This is a genomic window from Lutibacter oceani, assembly GCF_003384935.1.
GTDB lineage: Bacteria > Bacteroidota > Bacteroidia > Flavobacteriales > Flavobacteriaceae > Lutibacter > Lutibacter oceani.
In genome coordinates, this window is the sequence record NZ_QTTQ01000010.1 from 508,638 (window position 1) to 531,834 (window position 23,197).

The 23,197-nt window shown below is 28.0% G+C and carries 29 protein-coding genes; 15 read left to right on the plus strand and 14 right to left on the minus strand.

Translation table 11 applies throughout. From position 1 onward, the window contains the following. The first annotated feature begins 78 nt into the window (after window positions 1–78). On the plus strand, window positions 79–528 hold the full coding sequence (locus BX611_RS07700) for a DUF1573 domain-containing protein (RefSeq protein WP_115879834.1): 450 nt from the start codon (window positions 79–81) through the stop codon (window positions 526–528). Between the two features lie 51 nt (window positions 529–579). On the opposite strand, the gene BX611_RS07705 is transcribed toward BX611_RS07700, so the two are convergent. After that, a complete protein-coding gene (locus BX611_RS07705) occupies window positions 580–1,932 on the minus strand; it encodes an aspartyl protease family protein (RefSeq protein WP_162879986.1) in 1,353 nt (450 codons plus the stop codon). Between the two features lie 150 nt (window positions 1,933–2,082). Between BX611_RS07705 and BX611_RS07710 the strand changes: the two genes are divergently transcribed. Together BX611_RS07710 and murB are read left to right on the plus strand one after the other, a co-directional pair. After that, window positions 2,083–3,276, plus strand: coding sequence for a pyridoxal phosphate-dependent aminotransferase (locus tag BX611_RS07710; protein WP_115879838.1), 1,194 nt, complete (start codon window positions 2,083–2,085; stop codon window positions 3,274–3,276). Beyond that, complete coding sequence (gene murB / locus BX611_RS07715) at window positions 3,277–4,278, plus strand: UDP-N-acetylmuramate dehydrogenase (protein ID WP_115879840.1); 1,002 nt, start codon at window positions 3,277–3,279, stop codon at window positions 4,276–4,278. A gap of 51 nt (window positions 4,279–4,329) precedes the next feature. Here the strand turns inward: murB and BX611_RS07720 are convergent, their stop codons facing one another. Continuing rightward, window positions 4,330–5,466: a cysteine desulfurase family protein gene (locus tag BX611_RS07720; RefSeq protein WP_115879842.1), complete on the minus strand. Its 1,137-nt coding sequence runs from the start codon at window positions 5,464–5,466 to the stop codon at window positions 4,330–4,332. A gap of 86 nt (window positions 5,467–5,552) precedes the next feature. On the opposite strand from BX611_RS07720, the gene BX611_RS07725 reads away from it, so the two are divergent. Further along, window positions 5,553–6,032, plus strand: a complete 480-nt coding sequence (locus BX611_RS07725) for a hypothetical protein (RefSeq protein WP_115879845.1) — start codon at window positions 5,553–5,555, stop codon at window positions 6,030–6,032. A 1-nt stretch (window position 6,033) separates the two neighbouring features. On the opposite strand, the gene BX611_RS07730 is transcribed toward BX611_RS07725, so the two are convergent. Then, complete coding sequence (locus BX611_RS07730; RefSeq protein ID WP_115879847.1) at window positions 6,034–6,597, minus strand: DNA mismatch repair protein MutS; 564 nt, start codon at window positions 6,595–6,597, stop codon at window positions 6,034–6,036. Window positions 6,598–6,683: 86 nt separating this feature from the next. Here BX611_RS07730 and BX611_RS07735 point away from each other — a divergent pair, with 86 nt between their 5' ends. The 3 genes from BX611_RS07735 (at window position 6,684) to BX611_RS07745 (ending at window position 8,487) form a co-directional block, all read left to right on the plus strand. Continuing rightward, on the plus strand, window positions 6,684–7,304 hold the full coding sequence (locus BX611_RS07735) for a low molecular weight phosphatase family protein (RefSeq protein ID WP_244923636.1): 621 nt from the start codon (window positions 6,684–6,686) through the stop codon (window positions 7,302–7,304). 100 nt (window positions 7,305–7,404) lie between these two features. Then, a complete protein-coding gene (locus BX611_RS07740; protein ID WP_115879851.1) occupies window positions 7,405–7,800 on the plus strand; it encodes a DUF2752 domain-containing protein in 396 nt (131 codons plus the stop codon). A 12-nt stretch (window positions 7,801–7,812) separates the two neighbouring features. Continuing rightward, entirely contained in the window at window positions 7,813–8,487 is a 675-nt protein-coding gene (locus BX611_RS07745) for a PrsW family intramembrane metalloprotease (RefSeq protein WP_115879853.1), read from the plus strand. Between the two features lie 13 nt (window positions 8,488–8,500). Here the strand turns inward: BX611_RS07745 and BX611_RS07750 are convergent, their stop codons facing one another. Both BX611_RS07750 and BX611_RS07755 read right to left on the minus strand, forming a co-directional pair. Next, entirely contained in the window at window positions 8,501–8,914 is a 414-nt protein-coding gene (locus tag BX611_RS07750; RefSeq protein ID WP_115879855.1) for a hypothetical protein, read from the minus strand. Beyond that, window positions 8,911–9,486: an RNA polymerase sigma factor gene (locus BX611_RS07755; RefSeq protein ID WP_115879857.1), complete on the minus strand. Its 576-nt coding sequence runs from the start codon at window positions 9,484–9,486 to the stop codon at window positions 8,911–8,913. The genes BX611_RS07750 and BX611_RS07755 overlap by 4 nt, the downstream gene beginning before the upstream one ends. A 138-nt stretch (window positions 9,487–9,624) precedes the next feature. On the opposite strand from BX611_RS07755, the gene BX611_RS07760 reads away from it, so the two are divergent. After that, window positions 9,625–9,984 (plus strand): DUF6249 domain-containing protein, encoded by a 360-nt coding sequence (locus BX611_RS07760; protein ID WP_115879859.1) that lies wholly within the window; start codon window positions 9,625–9,627, stop codon window positions 9,982–9,984. Window positions 9,985–10,056: 72 nt separating this feature from the next. On the opposite strand, the gene folE is transcribed toward BX611_RS07760, so the two are convergent. From folE to nadC, 6 genes are read right to left on the minus strand one after another with little or no spacing between them, the layout of a single operon-like run. Next, window positions 10,057–10,743, minus strand: coding sequence for a GTP cyclohydrolase I FolE (folE, locus tag BX611_RS07765; protein WP_240324926.1), 687 nt, complete (start codon window positions 10,741–10,743; stop codon window positions 10,057–10,059). A gap of 43 nt (window positions 10,744–10,786) precedes the next feature. Then, a complete protein-coding gene (hisS, locus tag BX611_RS07770) occupies window positions 10,787–12,157 on the minus strand; it encodes a histidine--tRNA ligase (protein WP_115879860.1) in 1,371 nt (456 codons plus the stop codon). A gap of 43 nt (window positions 12,158–12,200) precedes the next feature. Next, window positions 12,201–12,677, minus strand: coding sequence for a hypothetical protein (locus BX611_RS07775; protein ID WP_115879862.1), 477 nt, complete (start codon window positions 12,675–12,677; stop codon window positions 12,201–12,203). Between the two features lie 16 nt (window positions 12,678–12,693). Then, window positions 12,694–13,428, minus strand: a complete 735-nt coding sequence (gene kdsB / locus BX611_RS07780) for a 3-deoxy-manno-octulosonate cytidylyltransferase (RefSeq protein ID WP_115879864.1) — start codon at window positions 13,426–13,428, stop codon at window positions 12,694–12,696. Beyond that, window positions 13,425–14,363, minus strand: coding sequence for a YihY/virulence factor BrkB family protein (locus BX611_RS07785; protein WP_115879866.1), 939 nt, complete (start codon window positions 14,361–14,363; stop codon window positions 13,425–13,427). Before BX611_RS07785 ends, kdsB begins: the two co-directional genes overlap by 4 nt. Further along, on the minus strand, window positions 14,363–15,220 hold the full coding sequence (gene nadC, locus BX611_RS07790; protein ID WP_115879868.1) for a carboxylating nicotinate-nucleotide diphosphorylase: 858 nt from the start codon (window positions 15,218–15,220) through the stop codon (window positions 14,363–14,365). The genes BX611_RS07785 and nadC overlap by 1 nt, the downstream gene beginning before the upstream one ends. 77 nt (window positions 15,221–15,297) lie before the next feature. Here nadC and rlmH point away from each other — a divergent pair, with 77 nt between their 5' ends. Genes rlmH through BX611_RS07815 form a run of 5 tightly spaced genes read left to right on the plus strand, consistent with a single transcriptional unit; the run spans window position 15,298 to window position 19,225 of the window. Further along, window positions 15,298–15,771 (plus strand): 23S rRNA (pseudouridine(1915)-N(3))-methyltransferase RlmH, encoded by a 474-nt coding sequence (rlmH, locus tag BX611_RS07795; protein ID WP_115879870.1) that lies wholly within the window; start codon window positions 15,298–15,300, stop codon window positions 15,769–15,771. Continuing rightward, complete coding sequence (locus tag BX611_RS07800) at window positions 15,764–16,348, plus strand: non-canonical purine NTP diphosphatase (protein WP_115879872.1); 585 nt, start codon at window positions 15,764–15,766, stop codon at window positions 16,346–16,348. Before rlmH ends, BX611_RS07800 begins: the two co-directional genes overlap by 8 nt. Next, window positions 16,348–17,379 (plus strand): FecCD family ABC transporter permease, encoded by a 1,032-nt coding sequence (locus BX611_RS07805; RefSeq protein ID WP_115880496.1) that lies wholly within the window; start codon window positions 16,348–16,350, stop codon window positions 17,377–17,379. Before BX611_RS07800 ends, BX611_RS07805 begins: the two co-directional genes overlap by 1 nt. Further along, window positions 17,379–18,182, plus strand: a complete 804-nt coding sequence (locus BX611_RS07810; RefSeq protein WP_115879874.1) for an ABC transporter ATP-binding protein — start codon at window positions 17,379–17,381, stop codon at window positions 18,180–18,182. The genes BX611_RS07805 and BX611_RS07810 overlap by 1 nt, the downstream gene beginning before the upstream one ends. 29 nt (window positions 18,183–18,211) lie before the next feature. Continuing rightward, on the plus strand, window positions 18,212–19,225 hold the full coding sequence (locus BX611_RS07815) for a M28 family metallopeptidase (RefSeq protein ID WP_115879876.1): 1,014 nt from the start codon (window positions 18,212–18,214) through the stop codon (window positions 19,223–19,225). A 48-nt stretch (window positions 19,226–19,273) separates the two neighbouring features. Here BX611_RS07815 and holA read toward each other — a convergent pair whose 3' ends face one another. Then, complete coding sequence (gene holA / locus BX611_RS07820) at window positions 19,274–20,278, minus strand: DNA polymerase III subunit delta (protein ID WP_115879879.1); 1,005 nt, start codon at window positions 20,276–20,278, stop codon at window positions 19,274–19,276. Between the two features lie 29 nt (window positions 20,279–20,307). Between holA and BX611_RS07825 the strand changes: the two genes are divergently transcribed. After that, window positions 20,308–20,757, plus strand: a complete 450-nt coding sequence (locus BX611_RS07825; RefSeq protein ID WP_115879881.1) for a type I restriction enzyme HsdR N-terminal domain-containing protein — start codon at window positions 20,308–20,310, stop codon at window positions 20,755–20,757. Window positions 20,758–20,803: 46 nt separating this feature from the next. After that, the gene (locus tag BX611_RS07830) at window positions 20,804–21,805 is read left to right on the plus strand and encodes a glycosyltransferase family 2 protein (protein WP_115879883.1); all 1,002 of its coding nucleotides are present in this window, start codon (window positions 20,804–20,806) and stop codon (window positions 21,803–21,805) included. Here the strand turns inward: BX611_RS07830 and BX611_RS07835 are convergent. Together BX611_RS07835 and BX611_RS07840 are read right to left on the minus strand one after the other, a co-directional pair. Further along, window positions 21,802–22,422 carry an L-threonylcarbamoyladenylate synthase gene (locus tag BX611_RS07835; RefSeq protein WP_115879885.1) on the minus strand — a complete coding sequence of 207 codons (621 nt, stop codon included), beginning with the start codon at window positions 22,420–22,422 and terminating at the stop codon, window positions 21,802–21,804. The genes BX611_RS07830 and BX611_RS07835 overlap by 4 nt on opposite strands. 72 nt (window positions 22,423–22,494) lie before the next feature. Further along, window positions 22,495–23,196, minus strand: coding sequence for a response regulator transcription factor (locus tag BX611_RS07840; RefSeq protein WP_115879887.1), 702 nt, complete (start codon window positions 23,194–23,196; stop codon window positions 22,495–22,497). Window position 23,197: the final 1 nt, after the last annotated feature.

The window sequence follows — 23,197 nt, forward strand, 5'->3', positions numbered from 1 at the left end:
CAATTATTAAGTATTAACATAAAATATTTTGAAAGCATAAAAAATTAACTAAATTTACATTTTAAATTAAGAAATATTATGAAAAAAATAATGACGCTTTTATTTATTGGACTTATATCAATGTCAATAAATGCACAAGAAAAAACGGTTTCAGAAACTGCTGCAGATCCGAATGCTCCAGTATTTGAATTTGAAAATGATGTAATTGATTATGGTAAAATAGCACAAAATGCAGATGGACTTCGTGTTTTTAAATTTAAAAACGTTGGAAAATCTCCGTTAGTTATTGAAAGAATTCAATCTAGTTGTGGATGTACGGTTCCTAAAAAACCAACTGATCCAATTATGCCTGGTGCAACTGGTGAAATAGAAGTAAAATATGCAACTAATAGAGTTGGTGGATTTAATAAAACCATTACTATTTTTTCGAATGCAACAGAGCCTACTAAAACTGTACGTATTAAAGGAATTGTTTTAAAACCAGAATCTCCTGTTGTTAAGAATAAATCAACCGTTTCTTCAAAGTAAAACACTATAAATAATTATATAAAAAAAGGGTTTCAAATTTGAAACCCTTTTTTATTTTAACATATCCTTTAGGTTAAAATAATATTCGTAATTCTGATTATTTCTTTCCACAACTATACTTATTCTTTTATTTTCTTTTTGATAAAATTTTCCAATAATTTCATCCATATCCATATTAAAAGTATATTTATTATCAATTTTAATTACAATATCTCCTTCCTTTAAACCTGCATTATATGCGGGAGAATTAACCCTTAATTTATATATTTTATACGAAGGTTTAAATGTAAATTTATATTTATAGTCTAAAATAACTTTATTATTTGTTGACATACTTGCTTCATTAACTAATGCAAATCCAGTATTAGAATTATCATGTTCTTTTACCAAAACTTTTCCATTATGAACCAACTCTATTCCACTCATATTATATCTGAACGGATCTTTAAAATGGCTTCCTTTTTTTAAAGTTATTTTTTCGTTTTTGTAATCCAAAATAACGGTAAAACGTTTTAAAATACTTGCACCAATGCTTCCATTTCTTTTATTAAACTTACGAGCGTGCGCAATTGAAAGTGAATCGGGATAAGATACTGTTGGGTTTTTCAACTCAAAATCGCCAAGTATTAATGATTTAATTTTTGCTCTTTTCCCATAAATGGTTCCACTTAACCCTTCACCTAAAAAATCATCAAAATAGTTAGTTGGAGATAAAATATTTGGATGACTTCCTTCAAATAACCACATAGCATCACTCCCACCAGAATCTATTAAGAGTTTAATTGGTGTTATTTTATCGTTTTCTTGAGATAATTTTGCACCAATATTCATATAGGGTTTATACTTATAAAATTCTAAATCAAAAGATTCACATTTTCTACATTTATCATAATTAAAGTCATTTGGTCTATAAAAAGTAATTTTTTTTGAACTGTAGTTAATTTTAACCTGAAAATCTTTAATTAATTCATACCCAATAATTCCATTTACAGTTAAACCTAATTTTGAAGATAAATCAAAATTATCATTGTCAACTACATATAATTTTTGACTATTGCTGATTATATTATTTAATTTAAATTCATTTCCATCAGATAAAATTGCATCTACAGGTTCCTCACTACCGAGACCTTGTAATTTTATTTTTTTTACATTATTTAATTGAACAGAATCTCTGGCATTTAAATTAAATAATATCGTATTTCCAACACCTGAATCGAGAATAAAATTTAACTTTTTCCCATTTACTTCAATAGGAAATACAATTAAATTACTTAAAAGTTGAAATGGAATTGTTTGTCTTTTAACATTACTGTTAAACTGAAAATTATTTTGCGCAAAACTATCTGCTATTATAAATAATAACAACAATAGAACGGATACTTGTTTTAGTTTACTTTTCAACAGTTAAAAATTAAATGTTAAGCTACAAAAAGGTTAATTTAATACATAACTTTTGGCAAAACTTTAACCTTTAACAATTTCCTTAAAAAATTGTCTATTTCAAAAATAATTTCGCAATTTTGTTGTATAATTTTTATTAAAAATAAAAACATGCCTTCTATATCAATTAAAGGAAAAAGTATGCCTGAATCACCAATTAGAAAATTGGTTCCATATGCTGAAAACGCTAAAAAAAAGGGAATAGAAGTTTTTCATTTAAATATTGGTCAACCTGATATTAAAACACCTGACTGTGCGCTAAAAGCTATAAAAAATAATACTATTGAAGTACTTTCTTACAGCCGTTCTGAAGGCTCAGAAGAATACAGACAAAAAATAGCTGATTATTACTCGAAAAAAAATATAAATGTAACTGCTAATGATATAATAGTTACTACCGGAGGCTCTGAAGCTTTATTATTTGCTTTGGGAAGCATTACAGATCCTGGTGATGAAATTATTATTCCAGAGCCTTTTTACGCTAATTACAACGGTTTTTCAACTGCTTCTGGTGTAAATATAGTGCCTGTAATTTCAAAAATTGAAGACAACTTTGCCTTGCCTCCAATTGAAGCGTTTGAAAAACTAATTTCACCTAAAACAAAAGCAATTTTAATTTGTAATCCAGGAAACCCAACGGGTTACTTATATTCAAAAGAAGAAATCCAAAAATTAGCTGCAATTGTAAAAAAACATGACATTTTTTTAATTGCTGATGAAGTTTATAGAGAGTTTGTGTATGACAATGCACAACATCAATCTGTTTTAAGTGATTTTGGATTAGAAAATAATGCAATTATTATAGACTCTGTTTCAAAACGTTACAGTATGTGTGGAGCACGTATTGGTTGTTTAGTTTCTAAAAATAAAGATGTAATTGCTACTGCATTAAAATTTGCTCAAGCTCGGTTAAGTCCACCAACATTTGCGCAAATTGCCAGTGAAGCTGCTTTGGAAACACCACAAAGTTATTTTGATGAAGTTATTGTTGAATATAAAGATAGAAGAGATACTTTAATTAACGAATTAGCAAAAATTGAAGGTGTAAAAGTTGCTGTTCCAAAAGGTGCATTTTATTGTGTTGCAGAGCTACCAGTTGATAATGCTGATACATTTGCACAATGGATGCTGGAAGATTTTAGTTTAGATAATAAAACTGTAATGGTTGCACCTGCTGCCGGATTTTATTCAACAAAAGGTTTTGGTACAAATCAAGTACGGATTGCTTATGTGCTTAAAAAGGAAGATTTAATAAAATCTGTTGAAATTTTAAAAGCTGCAATTAAAAAATACAATACTATTTAATTGAATATTCAAAAAAACATATCTTTAAAAAATTACAATACTTTTGGTATTAATGTAACTGCAAAGCGCTTTATTTCAGTTAATTCTTTACATGAATTAAAAGAAGTACTTGCAATTGAAAAAGAAATTTTTCTGTATGGTGGCGGTAGTAATATGTTGTTAACCGCTGATATTACTAAACTTGTAGTGCATTTAAATTTAAAAGGAATTATTGTTAATGATACTGATGAAAATGATGTTTTTGTTACCGCAGAAGCAGGTGAGAATTGGCACGATTTTGTAATTTGGTGTATTTCTCAAAATTACGGTGGATTAGAAAACTTATCTCTTATTCCTGGTAATGTTGGCACCTCACCTATTCAAAATATTGGAGCTTATGGAGTTGAAATTAAAGATACTTTTCATCAATTAGAAGCTATTGAAATTGAAACTGGAAAAGTAAAAATCTTTACAAAAGAAGCTTGTAATTTTGGGTATCGAAATTCTGTTTTTAAAAATGAGTTAAAAGGAAAATATATTATTGTAAATGTTACTTTTAAACTTACAAAAAATAAGCATCATTTAAATATTTCTTACGGGGCAATTAAAAATTATTTAAGCAATATTGAGCACCCAACATTAAAAGAAATTTCTGATGCTGTAATTTACATACGTAAAAGCAAACTACCCGATCCTAAGGAAATTGGAAATAGTGGAAGTTTTTTTAAAAACCCAGTAATTTCAAAAATTGATTTTGACAAATTACAAAAAAAATACCCGGAAATTCCAAACTATATTGTTGCTGAAAATGAAATAAAAATACCCGCAGGTTGGCTAATTGAACAATGTGGATTTAAAGGGAAACGTTATGGAGATACTGGTGTACATAAAAACCAAGCACTGGTTTTAGTAAATTATGGAAATGCAACTGGAAAAGAAATTTTTGAATTGGCACAAAAAATTCAACAAACAGTTAAAAATACTTTTAATATTAATCTTGAAATTGAAGTAAATATAATTTAACTTCATTTTACAAATAGTTAGACAAACTTATTGTCGGTTTTTTAAATTTCTCTAAATAATAAATCCTTTTAAAACTGTTATTACATAATCAAGATCACCTTTTGTAATAAATTTACTAAATGAAAAACGTATAGATGTTTTTTTAGCTTCCTCTTCATTTAAAATAGTATTTAACACGTGAGAGCCTTTGTTACTTCCGCTTTGACAAGCACTTCCTCCAGATACAGCAATCCCTTTTAAATCTAAATTAAAAAGCAACATTGCATATTCCTTTGGAAAACGAACATTTAAAATTATATAACTGCTTCCTATTTCATTTTCAGACAAACCATTAAATGCAATGCCTTTAAAATTATTTTTCAAAGCTGAAATAAAATAACTTTTTAAAGATTGAATATATTTTGCTTCATTTTCTAAGTTACTATAAGCAATAGTTAAGGCTTTTTCCATTCCTAAAATACTGTGTACATTTTCGGTTCCTGCTCTTGCTCCTCGCTCTTGTTCTCCACCATGTAAAATAGGAAATATTCCATATCCTTTTTTAATATATGCAAACCCTACTCCTTTTGGTCCGTGAAATTTATGTGCACTAGCAACAAAAAAATCAATTGGAGTTTCTTGCACATCAAATTTAAAATGTCCCACAGCTTGCACAGCATCTGAATGAAACAACGCGTTATTTTCAATACATAAATCTGAAACTTTTTTTACATTAAGTAAGTTTCCAATTTCATTATTTACATACATTAAACTTACCAGTTTTTTAGAATTATCTTCTTGAAGTAATTGTTCTAAATGTTGGTAATTTATAACTCCGTTTTCATCTAAATCAACCCATTTTACAATAATTTCAAAGTTTTTTTCAAGATTTTCAATGGTATGCAACACTGCATGGTGTTCTATTTTTGAAGAAATTATTGTTGTAACTCCTAAATTAGTTACTGCATTTTTTATTATTAGGTTGTCAGCTTCACTTCCACCAGCTGTAAAAATAATTTCACTTGCAGTAGCATTAAAATATTTTGCAATGTTTTTTCGGGCAGTTTCAACCAAAGATTTTGCTTTTCTTCCAATATTGTGTGTTGATGATGGATTCCCATAAACACTAACCATATGCTGTGAAATTGTATCAATTACTTCTGGTAAAATTGGTGTTGTTGCAGCGTTATCTAAATAAATATTTTTCATCAAATACAAAATTAACTAAAATAGTTGGTTTCATTTACCGTTAGATTACTTAAAACAATTATTTTTGTTTCCAATTAAATTATAAAATGAAAAAATTAATTACCCTTTTTGTGGCATTCACTTTGTTTTCTTGTAATGATGGTGATTTTGATGTTCCAGCTTTTGAATTTACTGATACTGTTAATAGTTGTGGAGAATACCTATTATATAAATTAAATACTGAAAAGACAGAAGCTATTATAATTTCGCTGTCTCCAACCCAATTAGGTACTATAGCGGGCGAAAAAACCTATACCATTTCTTCAACTCTAAAAGTAACTTATCGATTATTTGACGAAGCTATTGGAACTGATTATTTCTGTCAGGAAATACCACCTTCAACTCCAATTGTTTTAAAAGAGCTTGATGCAGAAAGTGGAACTCTAATTATAAACACTATAGAAGTTGTTGAAGATGAAGTAATTACAGGGTATGAATATGAGATTAGCATTTCAAATTTACTGTTTTTAGATAATAACGAGCGTATTTTCTTTGAAACGTTTTCTTTTGGAGTTTTTGATAATTAAATTATTTTTTCGGGTTTTGGTAAATATAAACTTCTGTTGCGCCTAAACCATACTTTTTAAACGAAGCTGCATAAGAATCAATATGATAGTTTTTAAATAAAAAATCCAATTCTGTTTTTAAAACTCCTGCTCCAACTCCGTGAATAAATACAATTTTAGGAATTCTATTTCTTATCGCGAATTCAATTTTATGTTTGGCAGTTTCAATTTGTAAATTCAACATATCATAATTATCCATTCCTCGGGTAGATTCTGTAAGTTGATGAATATGCAAATCAACTTCCATTGGTTGTAATTTTTCTTCTTTTAGTGATGATTTAAATTTTGGAGCATTTTTTTTATTTGAACTTTCATCAATTTTTTCTAACAAACTCTCATTTGAAATATCGCTATATTTTGAAAGTTCAGACTGACTTTCTTTAATTACAACCAATTCATTTGGTAAAAAATCAAAAGAAAACCCATCTGTAGTTTCTATAACAATTTTGTTTTGATAAACTGCAGTTACCTTACCTTTTATAATATCATCCAAAACCGCTACCATATCTCCAACTTTAAAACTCATTTCTTAACTTTTAAATAATTATTTGTAAATAATAAAACAACGCTATTAATTATATATTTGTACAAAAATAGAATATGATTAAAACTGTGGCTACAAATACGGAACAATTTTTTAAAAAATCTTTTAACGATTTAAATATTGATGCAAATAGAATGGAATTATTAAATGAAATTGCATTATTTATTTCAAATGAATTAAAAAATAAAACAAAGGTTAATTTAAATTTTATTTGTACCCACAATAGTAGAAGAAGTCAATTATCTCAGGTATGGGCTAGTTATGCGGCTTTTTACTATAAATTAAAAAATATTGATAGTTTTTCAGGTGGAACTGCAGTTACTGCATTTTATAGAAATACCGTTAAAACACTGCAAGAAGTAGGTTTTAATTTTCAAATATTAGAATTCTCTCACCAAAACCCAGAGTATTTAATTAGTTATGAAAATTGTACAAAACCAATAATTGGATTCTCAAAATTGTATGATGACGAGCACAATAAAAAACCTTTTATAGCAATTACAACCTGCTCTAATGCTGATGAAAATTGCCCATTTATTTCAGATGCTATAAAACGTTTTCATTTACCCTTTAACGATCCTAAAAGTTCAGACGGCACTCCTCAGCAAGCTGAAAAATATAAAGAAGCGAGTAAACAAATTGCTGGTGAAATTCATTTTATCTTTAAAAGGGTAAAAGAACTTATTTAAATTTTATATTTTTAAAAAATAAATGCTGTATTTGGCATAATTTGAGAATAGCAAATGAAAATATGTTAAAATATTTTAGAACAAACCAACTAATAAATTAATGAAATTAAAATATATAGTAATGTTATTGCTTTTTATGGTAATTGCATTATTATACTTTTTTATTAATCCAAGTGAAGTAAATTTTCTTCCAAAATGCCCTTTATATGTTTCTACAGGCATTTATTGTCCAGGATGTGGAAGCCAAAGAGCTACACATAATTTATTAAATTTTAATTTTTTAGGTATCTTACAACAAAATGTATTGTACGCATTTGGTTTAGTGCTAATTACATACCATTTAATAGTAATAAGTTTAAATACATTTTTAAATAAGAATTTTAAAAATTATTTATTCTACAAAAAAGTTCCTTTATTTATTTTAGCTATTATTATATTATTTTGGATTTTAAGAAACATCCCGTATTATCCTTTTAATTTATTAGCGCCTCATTAAAAATAAAAAAATATGAATTTATTAATTACTTCCTTGGCACCAGTTTTAATAGTAATAGTTTATATAAATGCCAAAGATAAATTTGAAAAAGAGTCGAAAAAAGCACTTTTTAAAAATTTTTTATTAGGTGCAATTGTGAGTGTTATCATAAGTTTTATTCTTTATAACATTTACAATTCATATTTACCACAACCTGATGAATTTAGTGTACTAGACCAATTTATAAAAGCTTTTTTTGTAGTTGCTTTAATTGAAGAGTTTAGCAAATATTTAATTGTACGCTATTATGCTCAGCCAAAAAAGGGTTTTAACGAACCTTTTGATGGAATTATTTATGCTGTTATGGTTTCAATGGGTTTTGCAGCAGTCGAAAATATTTTTTATGTAATTGAAGGCGGATTACCAACTGCACTTTTAAGAGCTTTTACTGCTATACCTGCACACGCCACATTTGCAGTAATAATGGGTTACTTTATGGGAAAAGCTAAATTTTCAAACAACAAAACTACATGGAATTTAATTGGATTAGGAGGTGCAATTTTATTTCACGGAGCTTATGACTTTTTTTTATTTATTAATTTTATTCCAGGAATTACAATAGGTGCATTTATTTCTTTAATTGTTGGAATTATTTTATCTAGAAAAGCAATTAAAATTCATCAGGATAACTCATATTTTAAACCATAATAGCTTTTTGTCTTTAGTAATTATTATAAATATTTTTATTGAAGTATTTTTTAATATAAAGAAGTTGAAAGAGTACCATAACTGAAAATAATACACAACTAAAAGTGAAAACAGTTGAAATTTTCACTTTTTCAAAGATGTTTATACCACTAAATTTATTAAGGTAAGAAATATCAATTTTTGAAAATATAGCTGAACTTTCCATATTTACTGTTAACAAAATTCCAAACAGCACAATTAAAGAAATTGCCATAATAAACCAACTTGATTTTGAAATTAATGGTTTATAAATAATCGCTTTGCTTTTACTATTTTCAAGTGCTATTGCATCCATTATATTACTAACAAATTTTTCTGAAGGAGACTCTAAACTTGCCTCTTTCAAAATATATTTTGCAAATTCCTCTGTATTTTTATCTTGCTTCATCTTAAATTTATTGTTCTTGGTTCAATAACATTTTTTAACAGCGTAAATAATTTTTTTCTAGATCTAAACAACTTCACTTTAATATTGTCTAAACTTAAATTTACAACTTTTGAAATTTCTTTTAAAGGTAATTCCTCAAAATAATAAAGTGTTAATATTACTTGTTCGTCTTCATTAAGCCTCAATAATGCATCGTTAATTACTTTTCTTCTCTCCTTTTCTTCTAAATATTTTAATACATCTTGTATACTTCCCATATCTCCCTCATTAAATTCATCAATATTTTCCGAATTAATTTGTCTTTTATTTCTTTTAACAACATCTAAACTAGCATAATAACCTATTTTATATATCCAAGTTGAAAATTTAGATTCACCTTTAAAATTTTTTAAATTCGTATAGGCCTTCACAAAAACATCTTGCGAAATTTCTTCTGCTTCTTCTCTATTTTTTACAATCCTAATAATTAATGTAAACACCATATGTTTATACCTTTCAACAAGAAAGGCAAAAGCGTTCACGTTTCCGTTCAACGTTTCATTTATATAGTACTCGTCAGGTTTGGTGTTCATTTTAAAGGTTTGACGATTTTTTTTCTAAGTTGGTTACAAATTAGTGTATTTAAATTTAATTATTATTTTTTGTAACCAAGCATAAACATTCATCGTCCTACTATTTGAAACACATTAAAAACTAAAATTTAATTTAATATGGAAGCAGTACTTGTATTTATATCACTATTTGTAGTGGTTTTCGGAATTTTTTATTTACACTATTCAACTAGAAACAAAGAGCGATTGGCATTAATTGACAAAGGTGCAGATGCCAGTATATTTTTTAGTGCTAAAGCTGCACAAAAAAAATCTACTGTACCATTATGGAAAGTGCTAATTTTAAACTTAGCAGTTTTATTAATGGGTATTGGATCTGGAATCTTTATTGGCTCAATATTAGAGGCTTACACTTTAATTGAAAATGGAGTTGCGTATGCTGGTTCAATATTTTTATTCGCAGGAATTGGTTTATTTGTAGGATTTACATTGTCTAAAAAATTAGTAGAAAAAGAATAATACATTTAATTATTCAACATAAAAAAAGCACCTAAATTAGGTGCTTTTTTTATGTTTTTTAAATACTATTTTCTATTCAAAATCAGTATCCATTTTTATATAATCTAAAAACTCTCTTCTAACTTCTTTATCTTTGAATTTACCTCCAAACTCAGAAGTTACTGTACTACTTTCAATATCACGAACTCCACGAGAATTTACACATAAATGTTTAGCGTCTATAACACAAGCAACATCTTCAGTTCCTAATGCTTTTTGTAAAGCTTGTACAACTTGCATTGTTAAACGCTCTTGAACTTGTGGGCGTTTTGCAAAATAGTCAACAATTCTGTTCATTTTAGACAAACCAATAACGTTACCATTTGATATATAAGCTACGTGAGCTCTACCAACAATTGGCAATAAGTGATGTTCGCAAGTAGAATAAACCGTAATGTTTTTTTCTACTAGCATTTCACCATATTTATAGTTATTATCAAACGTTGATAATTTTGGTTTATTTGCAGGATTTAAACCGCTAAATAACTCATTTACAAACGCTTTAGCAACTCTACGAGGTGTACCTTTTATACTATCATCCTCCAAATCCATTCCTAAAGCATCTAAAATATCTCTTATATTTGCTTCAATTCTGTCCCTTTTTTCTGCATCAGAAATATCAAAAGCATCAGCTCTTAAAGGTGTTTTAGCAGAAGACCCAACGTGGTCATCTCCTATTTCATCAATTTTATTTGTCATTATGTCTTTACCTTCAAACATTATCTAATCTTTAGCCCGCAAAATTACAACTTTGTTTTTAAAATTATAGTGTGATTTCAAGTAATTCTTGTAAACTACATACTTGTTGATCACCAGTTTGCATATTTTTTAATGTATAATTATTTTTTTCTATTTCATTTGAACCAACAATTACAACAAAAGGAATCTCTCTCCTATTTGCATAATTCATCTGTTTTTTCATTTTCGCACTATCTGGATATAATTCAGATTTAATATTATTTTTCCTTAATTCAGTCAAAGCTTTCATACAAAATGCAGCTTCTTTTTCACCAAAATTGATGAATAACACTTTAGGTTTAGGTAACTCTACTACATCAAATAAATTTAATTCTTCTAAAACCAAATAAATACGATCTAAACCAAATGAAATACCAACACCACTTACATCTTTTAAACCAAAAATACCAGTTAAGTCGTCATATCTTCCACCACCACCAATGGAACCCATTGCAACTCCTTTTGGTGCAGAAACTTCATAAATAGCTCCTGTATAATAGTTTAAACCACGTGCTAAGGTTACATCTAAATCTAAATTAGCTGACGCTAATCCTAACGCTTCAATATTATTTACTACAAAACGTAAATCTTCAACACCTTTTAAACCCTCTTCAGATTCCACTAATAATGCTTCAAGTTGATTTAATTTTTCCTGATTACTACCATTAAAATTAAAAAGTGGCTGCACTTTTTTTATAGCTTCTTCAGAAATTCCTTTACTCAACATTTCTTTAGTCACTCCTTCTGCTCCAATTTTATCTAACTTATCAAGTGCAACAGTAAAATCAATTAATTTGTCTTTTGCACCAATAATTTCAGCAATCCCTGCTAAAATTTTTCGATTATTAAGTTTTATAGTCGTACCAACTAACTTTAACTTACTAAAAACAGCATCATATAATTGTACAAATTCAACTTCCTGCCATAATCCTTTACTCCCAACAACATCTGCATCGCATTGATAAAATTCTCTAAAACGACCTTTTTGTGGTCGGTCTGCACGCCAAACCGGTTGCATTTGGTAGCGCTTAAAAGGAAATTCAATTTCATTTTGATGTTGTACTACATAACGTGCAAAAGGTACTGTGAGGTCGTAACGAAGGGCTTTTTCAGATATTTTTGCAGTTACTTTTAAACTGTCTTTTGAAGTCAATAAACTATCATCAACTTTGTTTAAATAATCCCCCGAATTCAATATTTTAAAAATTAAGCGATCACCTTCTTCACCATATTTCCCCATTAAAGTTGAAGAATTTTCGAATGATGGTGTTTCAATTGGTTGAAATCCATACACTTCAAAAACTTCTTTTATGGTTGAAAAAATATAGTTTCTTTTAGCTACTTCGGTAGGTGAAAAATCACGAGTTCCTTTTGGTATGCTTGGTTTTTGTGCCATTTTTAAAAATTAGTTTGCAAATATCTAAAAATTATAAAACTAATTAAAGCTTTTCTAACATTGATTTTTCTTTAGATGTAAGAGGTACGTCATTTTCAAACTTACTTTTGGTAGGAAATATTACTAACATCATAAAAACTAAAATACCTACTAAAATAAAATAAAAGCTATTATTTGACTGCATTGCGAAGAAAATACACATAAAAGCAGGAAATTCTAACATAGCCAATCTAAAAATATGCGCGGTACTAAATTTTATTGATTTTTGCATTAAATCTGCATTATCAGAAATTTGTTTTAAAAGACTTGAATATAAATATTTACTTGCCATATTACCTGCAAAAGCAATTATTATTGCTAAAAACAAGAAAGGTTTATCATCTTCATAAGAAAAAAACATCACATCTTTTGCCTTAAAAGCAACGTAAGCAGCAAATATTAAAAGTCCGGCTAACAAAGCAATGTGTATAATTTGTAACGATTTTATAAAATCTTTTGGTTGTTGGTTAGTATAACTCATTTGTATTATTTATAAATTAATTATTACTTTGAAAAATTGCTCTGGCTTTTTCTAAATCTTCCGGAGTATCAATTCCAATTGCAATTTGATTGGTTTCTACCATTTTTACATTAAAGCCATGTGCCAAAAAACGAAGATTTTCTAATTTTTCTGCAGCTTCCAATTGATTAACAGGTAATTTAGTAAACTTTAGCAACGCCTCTTTTCTAAATGCATAAATTCCAATATGTTTATAATAAACTGCTTTAGATAAGTCTCTCGCATAAGGAATTGGAGAACGCGAAAAATACATTGCAAAATTATTTTCGTTACAAACTACTTTAACATTGTTTGGATTGTTGACCTCATCCAAATCATCTATTTTTATTTTTAATGAAGCAATAGCTATTTGCTTATTAACATCCAATTTAAAAACGTTTAAAAGGTTTTTAAGAGGTTCTGTTTGTGTAAAAGGTTCATCACCTTGAACATTTACAACAATATCTACCTCCAAATTTTCAACTGCTTCAGCAATTCTATCACTTCCAGATTCGTGTTCTTTTATACTTTTTATTGCTTTACCTCCATTTGATATAATTTCATTAAAAATAATATCGCTATCTGTAACCACGTATACCTCATCAAATAAATTAGCATTTTTTGTTGCTTCATAGGTTCTTAAAATAACCGATTTACCGGCTAAATCTTTCATTAATTTACCTGGAAATCGACTTGCTTCATACCTGGCAGGTATCATTGCTATAATTTTCATAAATTTTCTTCTTTATAATAATGAAATCTTCTTAGACGACTTATACTGGCATTTAATTCAAAACCTAACAATAAAATTATGGAATTTAACCAAACAAAAAGCATTAGGATTAGTAAGGTACCGATGGAGCCATACAACTCGTTATAAGTTGCAAACTTTAATACATAAATAGCAAACAATTTAAACATAAGTATTGTTAATAATGTAGTTAAAATTGAACCTGGTGTAAAAAAGGAATAGTGCTTAACCTCCTTAGTTCCATATTTATATAAGAATGAAACTGAAACAAAAACAAGTATTACAAAAAATAAAAACTGACCTTTTTCAATCCAAAAAAGATCATCTTTTAACCACCCTTTAGATTTTAAATTTTCAATTCCTATTTCAAAATAAACAATTATTGCAACAGTTACAATTAACGTTATTGCCAATAAAATAGACATTCCCATTGATATAAAATACTGTCGTAAAATATTACGCATTTCTGTTACATGATACGAATATTCGAAGCCTCCTAAAATTGCGTTAACTCCGTTAGTCATTAAAAAAATTGAGGCTATAAATCCAAATGAAAGTAAACCGCTGTATTTAGTATTTGCTATATCATTTATAACTTCGTGAACCGTTTCCGCTGTATTTGGAGGTAATAATTGTTCAATCATAACTAAAAAATCATCTTGAAAACCTTCAATTGGAACATATGGAATAAGTGTTAAAATAAATAAAATAAATGGAAATAATGCCATAAAAAAACTAAAAGCAATCCCTCCAGCTCTTGATGTTAAGGCTCCTTTTACAATACCAATAATATACATTTCAATAATATCATAGAGTGACATCCCTTGTAAACCTGGTATTTTAATTTTTTTACCAAGTTTAACCAACCAATTAATTATTGGTATTTTTTCAAGGCTATCTTCTATTGGTTTGGTCATTAAACAGCTTTTAAGCTTAAATCCATATTATAAACAGAATGTGTTAACGCACCTGAAGAAATATAATTAACACCACATTCAGCATATTTTTTGGCTGTTTCTAAATTTATACCTCCTGAAGATTCAGTTTGACATTGATCTCCAATTAATTTAACGGCTTCTTTGGTTTCATCATAATCAAAATTGTCAATTAAAATACGATGAACTCCTCCAACAGCTAAAATTTCTTCAATCTCTTCCATACTTCTGGCTTCAACAATTATCTTTAAATCTAAGTTATTATCTATTAAATATTGCTGTGTTTTTAATATTGCTTTCTTAACTCCACCACAAAAGTCTATATGATTGTCTTTTAACATAATCATATCATACAAAGCAAATCGATGGTTTTCTCCGCCACCAATTACAACAGCCCATTTTTCAATAGCTCTAATTCCCGGAGTGGTTTTTCTGGTATCCAATACTTTTGTTCCTGTTCCTTCCAATAACCTTGCAAATTGGTTGGTTTTTGTTGCAATAGCACTCATACGTTGCATTACATTTAAAACCAAACGCTCCGCTTTTAAAATTGACTGTGATTTTCCTGAAACATAAAAAACAATATCGCCATAACTTACAAATTCTCCATCATTTATTAATGTTTCAACCTCCATATCGGCGTCTACATACTCAAAAATTTTCTTTGCCATTTCCACCCCCGCAATAATTCCATCTTCTTTAACTAACAATTTAGCTTTTCCCATAGCATCTTCAGGAATACAGGCTAATGAACTATGATCTCCCTCTCCAACATCTTCTCTAATTGCATTTGAAATAATAATTTCAAGTTCTTTTTTAAATTGTTTTTTACTTATCATTGTATGCTTTATTTTCAAACAAAAATAACTTTTTTATTTTCAAAAAATTCATCTTTAATTCTTTTTATATTTGCTGAATGAAAATTAAGTTATTGGCCATAGGTAAAACTGATGCTGAAAATTTACAATCCTTAATTGAAACCTATCAAGGTAGGTTAAAACATTATATTGGTTTTAAATTAGAAGTAATTCCTGATATTAAAAATGCAAAAAACCTAAGTGAGCAACAGCAGAAAGAAAAGGAAGGTGAACTAATTTTAAAAAATTTAGCGGCTACGGATCAATTAATTTTATTAGATGAAAAAGGAAAGGAATTTAGATCTATTGAATTTTCTAATTACCTTCAAAAAAAAATGAACTCAGGAATAAAACAATTAGTTTTTGTAATTGGAGGTCCATATGGTTTTTCTGATGCAGTTTATAAAAAAGCTCAAGGTAAAATTTCATTATCAAAAATGACGTTTTCACACCAAATGATTCGCTTATTTATTGTTGAACAGGTTTACAGAGCATTTACTATTTTAAAAAATGAACCGTACCATCATGAATAAACTAAAACTTGTTTTTGCAACAAACAATAAAAACAAATTAAAAGAAGTTCAGGCTATGCTAACTAATTTTGAAATAGTTAGTTTAGCAGACATTAATTGTTTTGATGACATTCCTGAAACTGCTGATACCTTAGAAGGAAATGCTATTTTAAAAGCTAATTATATAACTGAAAAATTTGGTTTAAACTGTTTTGCAGATGATACAGGTTTAGAAGTTGAAGCTTTAAATAATGCTCCTGGAGTTTATTCTGCCAGGTATGCTGGTGAAGAAAATAGTGCTGAAAATAATATGCATAAATTATTAAATGAACTTAACAAAGAAGCCAATAGAAAAGCACAATTTAGAACTGCAATTGCATTAAATTTAGAAGGTAATCAATATATTTTTGAGGGCATTTGTAAAGGTGAAATATTAAAACAAAAACAAGGCGACAGTGGTTTTGGCTACGATCCTATTTTTATGCCAAATGGCTATAATAAATCCTTCGCAGAAATGGATATGATTGAAAAAGGAAAAATTAGCCATAGAGGAAAGGCAATAGAAAAATTAGTAACTTTTTTAAACAAAAATTCTTGATTAGCCCAATAAAATCATATAGTAATACTTTTATAATTCTAATTTTAGTATTAGTTTTCATATTCTTTATTAATCTTAGTTTGGGGTCTGTTTACATTCCTTTAAAACAGTTATTTTTCACATTAATTAACGGTGAAGTTGATAAAGAATCCTGGAGATCAATTATTTTAAGCTACCGTTTACCTAAAGCAATTACAGCAATAATTGTTGGATCTGGCTTATCCATAAGTGGATTATTAATGCAAACTTTATTTAGAAATCCTTTAGCAGGCCCATTTGTATTAGGAATAAGTTCTGGTGCAAGTTTAGGAGTTGCAGTTTTAATTTTGGGAGCTTCTTTTTTAGGTGCAAATATTACCAGTTATGCTTTTAATAATTTTGGCTTGGCAATAGCTGCAAGTTTAGGTGCATTTTTAGTGCTTTCAGCAGTAATGCTGGCAGCTTTAAAGGTTAGAAATACCATGTCCATACTAATAATTGGGTTAATGTTTGGGAGTTTAACTGCAGCTGTTATAAGTATATTAGCCTATTTTAGTAGTGCTAGCCAACTTCAACAATATATGTTTTGGAGTTTTGGAAGTTTAGGCAATTTAAGTTGGAAAGAAATTATTGCATTATTGATTGTATTTTTAATTGGAATATCTTTTGTTATATTTATAATAAAACCCTTAAATAGCTTATTATTGGGTGAAAATTATGCCAAAAGTATGGGTGTAAATGTAAAACGCACTCGTAATTTTGTGTTAATTGCAACCAGTTTGTTAACTGGAGTAATTACAGCATTTTCAGGTCCAATTGCTTTTATAGGTTTAGCCGTTCCTCATTTAACAAAACTCCTTTTTAACACATCAAACCATAGAATTTTATTACCCGCAGTTGCAGTTTGTGGAGCTATAATCATGTTAATTTGCGATAGTATTGCCCAATTACCAACAAGTGAATACACCTTACCAATAAATGCTATTACATCATTATTTGGAGCACCAATTATCATTTGGTTATTGGTTAGAAAACGTAAGATTTATTATTAATGAAACAAACCTCTAAACATATTATAAAAGTTTCAAATTTAAGTATTGGGTATACTTCAAAAAAGAATGTATCTACCATAGCCTCTAATCTTAATATAAATTTAAGCTCAGGCAATATGGTTTGTTTATTGGGTAAAAACGGAATTGGTAAATCTACTTTACTTAGAACATTAACAAAAGTACAACCTGCTTTATCTGGTGAAATATTTATAAATAACATTAAATTAGAAGTTTTAGCCAATAATGAATTAGCTAAAATAGTAAGTTTAGTACTTACCGAAAGATTACCGGATAGCAGTTTAACCGTTTTTGAACTTGTTGCATTAGGTAGGCAACCGTTTACAAATTGGATTGGATATTTAACCAATGAAGATATGGAAATAATTCAATCTGCATTTGAAAAAACCAACACCAAACATTTAATGAACTCTAAATGTTATGAATTAAGCGATGGTCAATTACAAAAAGTTCTAATTGCCCGGGCACTTGCTCAAAACACACCAATAATTGTTTTAGATGAACCTACTGCACATTTAGATTTACACCACACTATAAATACGTTTTCTTTACTAAAAAACCTTGCTTCTGAATTTAATAAAACAATCATTATTTCAACACACGAAGCTAACTTAGCAATGCAACTTGCTGATGAATTATGGCTAATGTCGCCTTCAAAATTTATAAGTGGAAAAACTGATGACCTAATTGCTGAAAATGAATTAAATCAGCTTTTTGATTCTAAGCTAATTAGTTTTAATAAAACTTTAAAGCAATTCACCATAACCGACTCAAAATTATTTTAATATATTTGAAATTCCCGTAAATTATTCAAATGAAAAAAACACTGCTTTTTATATTAACACTTGCTGCTATAAGCTGTGGGAGTAACAATCATATTTCAGAAACTTCTGAGGTTACAATTACAAATGTTACAAAATATGCCAATACCATAACTCCAACCGATTTAAAAAACCATTTATACATTTTTGCTTCTGATGAATTTGAAGGTAGAAATACTGGTACACCTGGTCAAAAAAAGGCATCCGAATACTTAAAATACTTTTATATAAATAATAATATTCAGTCTCCACTAGGTGGAAATAACTATTTTCAGGATATTCCAACTGAACATTTGAATCCTAATTTAAATCCTTCAGAAAATGTTTTGGCATTTATTGAAGGCTCAGAAAAACCAAATGAAATTATTGTAATTTCAGCACATTTAGATCATTTAGGTACAAATAATGAAGAAATTTATAACGGAGCTGATGATGATGGTTCTGGAAATGTAGCAATTTTAGAAATTGCTGAAGCTTTTAAAAAAGCGGTTGAAGATGGAAATGGTCCAAAACGATCTATCTTGTTTTTACATGTAACGGGTGAAGAAAAAGGTTTATTGGGCTCAAAATATTATGTTAACAATCCTATTTTTCCACTTAAAAACACCATTACTAATTTAAATATTGATATGATTGGTAGAGTTGATGAAATTCATGAAGATGGAAATCCAAATTATATATATTTGATTGGTTCAGATAAATTAAGTAGTGAATTACACAATTTATCTGAAGAAATCAACGAAAAATTTACTCAAATTGATTTAGATTACAAATACAACGATGAAGAAGATCCAAATCGTTTTTATTACAGATCAGACCATTATAATTTTGCTAAAAATAACATTCCAATCATTTTTTACTTTAATGGAACTCATCAAGATTATCACCGACCATCAGATACTCCTGATAAAATTAATTATGAATTGCTACAAAAGCGCACCCAATTGGTTTTTTATACTGCCTGGGAAATAGCTAACAGAGAAAACAGAATTGTTGTTGATAAATAGCAAGCTGAGTTCACAACTTTAACTATAGTATTTAGACTTTTACTTAAATTAATGGATAATTTTAAACAATAATTCTTTTAAAATATCACTAGCTGGCAATGCATTTGCTCCAACACCCTTACTCTTAACATCTGCATCTCTTAAAAAAGCAATTACCTGAGAAACTTTTCGCATTGGATAGTTTTTTGCGGCTACTGAATAATCTGAAACAAAAAATGGATTTACACCTAAGGCTTTGGCAACACTATTTTTAGATTTATCCTTTAAACTATGAAATATAAGCAATTGTGTAAAAAAGCTATTTAATAATGAAATAGTAACTACCATTGGATTTGCTTTTTGATTTTGAGCAAAATGATTAATTATTCTATTTACTTTTAGAACATTTCGCTCGCCAACTGCTTTTCTAAGTTCAAAATTATTGTAGTCTTTACTAATACCAATATTTTCTTCAATAGCACTTGGTGTAATTATTGATTCAACAGGTAAAACAACCATTAATTTATCAAGTTCATTACTAATTTTACTTAAATCGGTTCCTAAAAACTCGACCAACATTAAAGTTGCTTTTGTATCAATTTTATACTTTTTACCAGCTAAAACTCTTCGTATCCAATCTGCAACCTGATTTTCATATAATTTTTTGCTTTCATAAACCAAACCACTTTTTTGAATTGCCTTATAAAGTGCTTTTCTTTTGTCAATTTTTTTATACTTATAACATAAAACTAGCACTGTTGAAGGTTGTGGATTTTGAGCGTAAGAAACTAACTTTTCAATAGTTCTTGATAAATCCTGAGCTTCTTTAACAATTACAACTTGCCTGTCTGCCATCATTGGATATCTTTTGGCATTATCTACTATATCTTCAATAGTAACATCTCTACCATACAAAACCATTTGATTAAACCCTTTTTCTTCTTCAGCAAGTATATTATTTTCAATAAATTCGGATATTTTATCTATATAATAAGGCTCCTCACCCATTAAAAAATAAATTGGTTTTATATTTCCAACTTGTATATCTGAAACTATTTTGGTAACGTCACTCATTTATTAAAAAAAATTAGCATTTTTGTTGTATGCAGCCATTGAATTTGCCAACATATAAATTCAGAATCAAAAGTAGTGAAAATAAGCATTTTATTTTTGATATTATTAGAAAAAAATATATGATTCTTACTCCAGAGGAGTGGGTACGCCAGCATTTTATTCATTATTTAATTGAAGAAAAAAAATATCCAATTTCATTAATTGCTGTTGAAAAAAAACTTACTATTAACAAGTTAACAAAACGGACAGATATTTTAGTTTTTAATAATAAGGGGGTACCAAATATTATTGTTGAATGCAAAGCTCCTTCTGTAAAAATAACCCAAGAAACGTTTGATCAAATTGCCAGGTATAATCTAAAATTAGATGCTAATTACTTAATTACCACAAATGGATTAGAGCATTTTTACTGTAAAATGGATACAAAAAATGAGCAATATATTTTTTTGAAAAACATACCTGCTTATTCAGATAATTAAGAAAATATTAATTTGTAATTGTTAATTTTAAAGTAAGTTTGCATTTGTGAAAATAGCTATTGTAATATTAAACTGGAACGGAAAACAATTACTGGAAAAATTTCTACCTACTGTTGTAAAACAGAGTCAACTTAGTACTGTTGAAATATACGTTGCTGACAATGCTTCAACCGATGATTCTATTCATTTTATTAAACAAAATTATCCTAGTGTAAAAATTGTCCAAAATAAAGAAAATGGAGGTTTTGCAAAAGGCTATAACGATGCTTTACAATTTATTGATGCAGATATTTATGGTTTAATTAATTCTGATATTGAAGTTACCGAAAACTGGTTAGATCCAATAATTTCAACTTTTGAAAAAGAACCAACTACAGCTATAATTCAACCAAAAATTTTAGATTATAAAAACAAATATTTTTTTGAATATGCAGGTGCAGCAGGAGGTTTTATTGATAAATATGGTTATCCGTTTTGCAGAGGTCGTATTTTTTCCGAACTCGAAAAAGACAATCAACAATTTAATGATATAAAAGAGATTTTCTGGGCCTCAGGGGCTTGTTTTTTTATTCGTACCACTATTTTTAAAAACTTAAATGGTTTTGATGAAGATTATTTTGCGCATCAAGAAGAAATAGATTTATGCTGGAGAGCACAAAATTTAAATCATACTATTAAATATGTTGGAACATCTACAGTTTACCACGTTGGTGGTGCAACGTTAAAAGAAGAAAGTCCAAAAAAAACTTTTTTAAATTTTAGAAACAGTCTGTTTTCTTTAGTTAAAAATTTACCAAAAAAAGACTTGTTTGGCATTATATTTATGCGTTTAGTTTTAGATGGAATAGCAGGTTTGAAATTTTTATTTGAATTTAGACCAAAACATATTTTAGCTATTTTAAAAGCACATATTAGTTTTTATAAACAACTTTCTAAAATGCTTGCTAAAAGAGGAAACCATAAAAAAAGGAATGATTACTTTACTATTAAAAGTATTGTTTGGCAACATTTTATTTTAGGGAAGAAAAAATATAAGGATCTTTTTTAAAAGTTTTCTAAACTTCCTTTTCCTTCACGTAAAATAGTTATCTCATTATCTGACAAATCTACAACAGTTGAAGGATTGTTATCACCATAACCACCATCAATTACAACATCAACAATATTCCCCCATTTTTCATAAATTAATTCGGGATCTGTTGTATATTCTAATAAATCATCTTCATCATAAATTGAAGTTGAAACAATTGGATTCCCTAATTTTTTAACCAATTCTCTTATAATATTGTTATCAGGAATACGAATACCAACCGTTTTTTTATTTTTAAAGGCTTTTGGTAAATTATTATTACTCGGTAAAACAAATGTGTAGGGACCTGGCAAATGTTTTTTAAGAATCTTATATGTTGCCGTATCAATTTGTTTTATATAATCGGATAAATTACTTAAATCGTAACAAATAAAAGAAAAATTAGCTTTATCTAATTTAACACCTTTAATTTTAGCTACTTTTTCCATAGCTTTCATATTTGTTATATCACAACCTAAGCCATAAACAGTATCTGTTGGATAAATAATTAACCCTCCTTTTTTTAAAATTTCTACAACTTTTTCAAGTTCCCTTTCATTTGGGTTCTCTTCATATATTTTTATTAATTCAGCCATATAAAATTAAAATTCTACACAAATGTAAACTATTTTATAATTAAAAAAACCTGCAAAAAGCAGGTTTTAATTTTATTCATTTTTATCAATTAATCTAAATCCTTCACCATGAATATTTAAAATTTCAACATTTTCATCTTCTTTTAAATACTTACGTAATTTGGCAATATAAACATCCATACTTCTTGATGTAAAATAATTATCATCTCTCCAAATTTTTGTTAAAGCCAATTCTCTTGGCATTAAATCGTTTTTATGCATTGCCAGCATTTTTAACAATTTACTTTCTTTAGGCGAAAGCTTTTGAATTTCTCCACCGTTAAAAGATAAATGTCTTAATTTTGAATTAAAATCAAATTTACCAATTTTAAATTCAAAAGTATCTTCTTCAGTATTTTGTTCAGTTTCTTTACGCTGTAATATTGCTTTTATTTTATACAATAAAACTTCAGAATCAAAAGGTTTATTTAAGTAATCATCTGCTCCTGCCTGATAACCTTTTAAAACATCCTCCTTCATAGTTTTGGCTGTTAAAAATATAATAGGCACTTCTGAGTTGGTTGCTCTAATATCTTTTGCCAAAGAAAATCCATCTTTACGAGGCATCATTACATCTAAAATACATAAATCGTAATCATCGTTTTTAAACATAATTAAACCTTCTAAACCATCTTTTGCATGTGTAACATTATAATCGTTTAACGATAAATAATCTTTTAAAACGGTACCAAAATTGGGATCGTCTTCTACTAATAAAATCCTGTTATTTTCCATA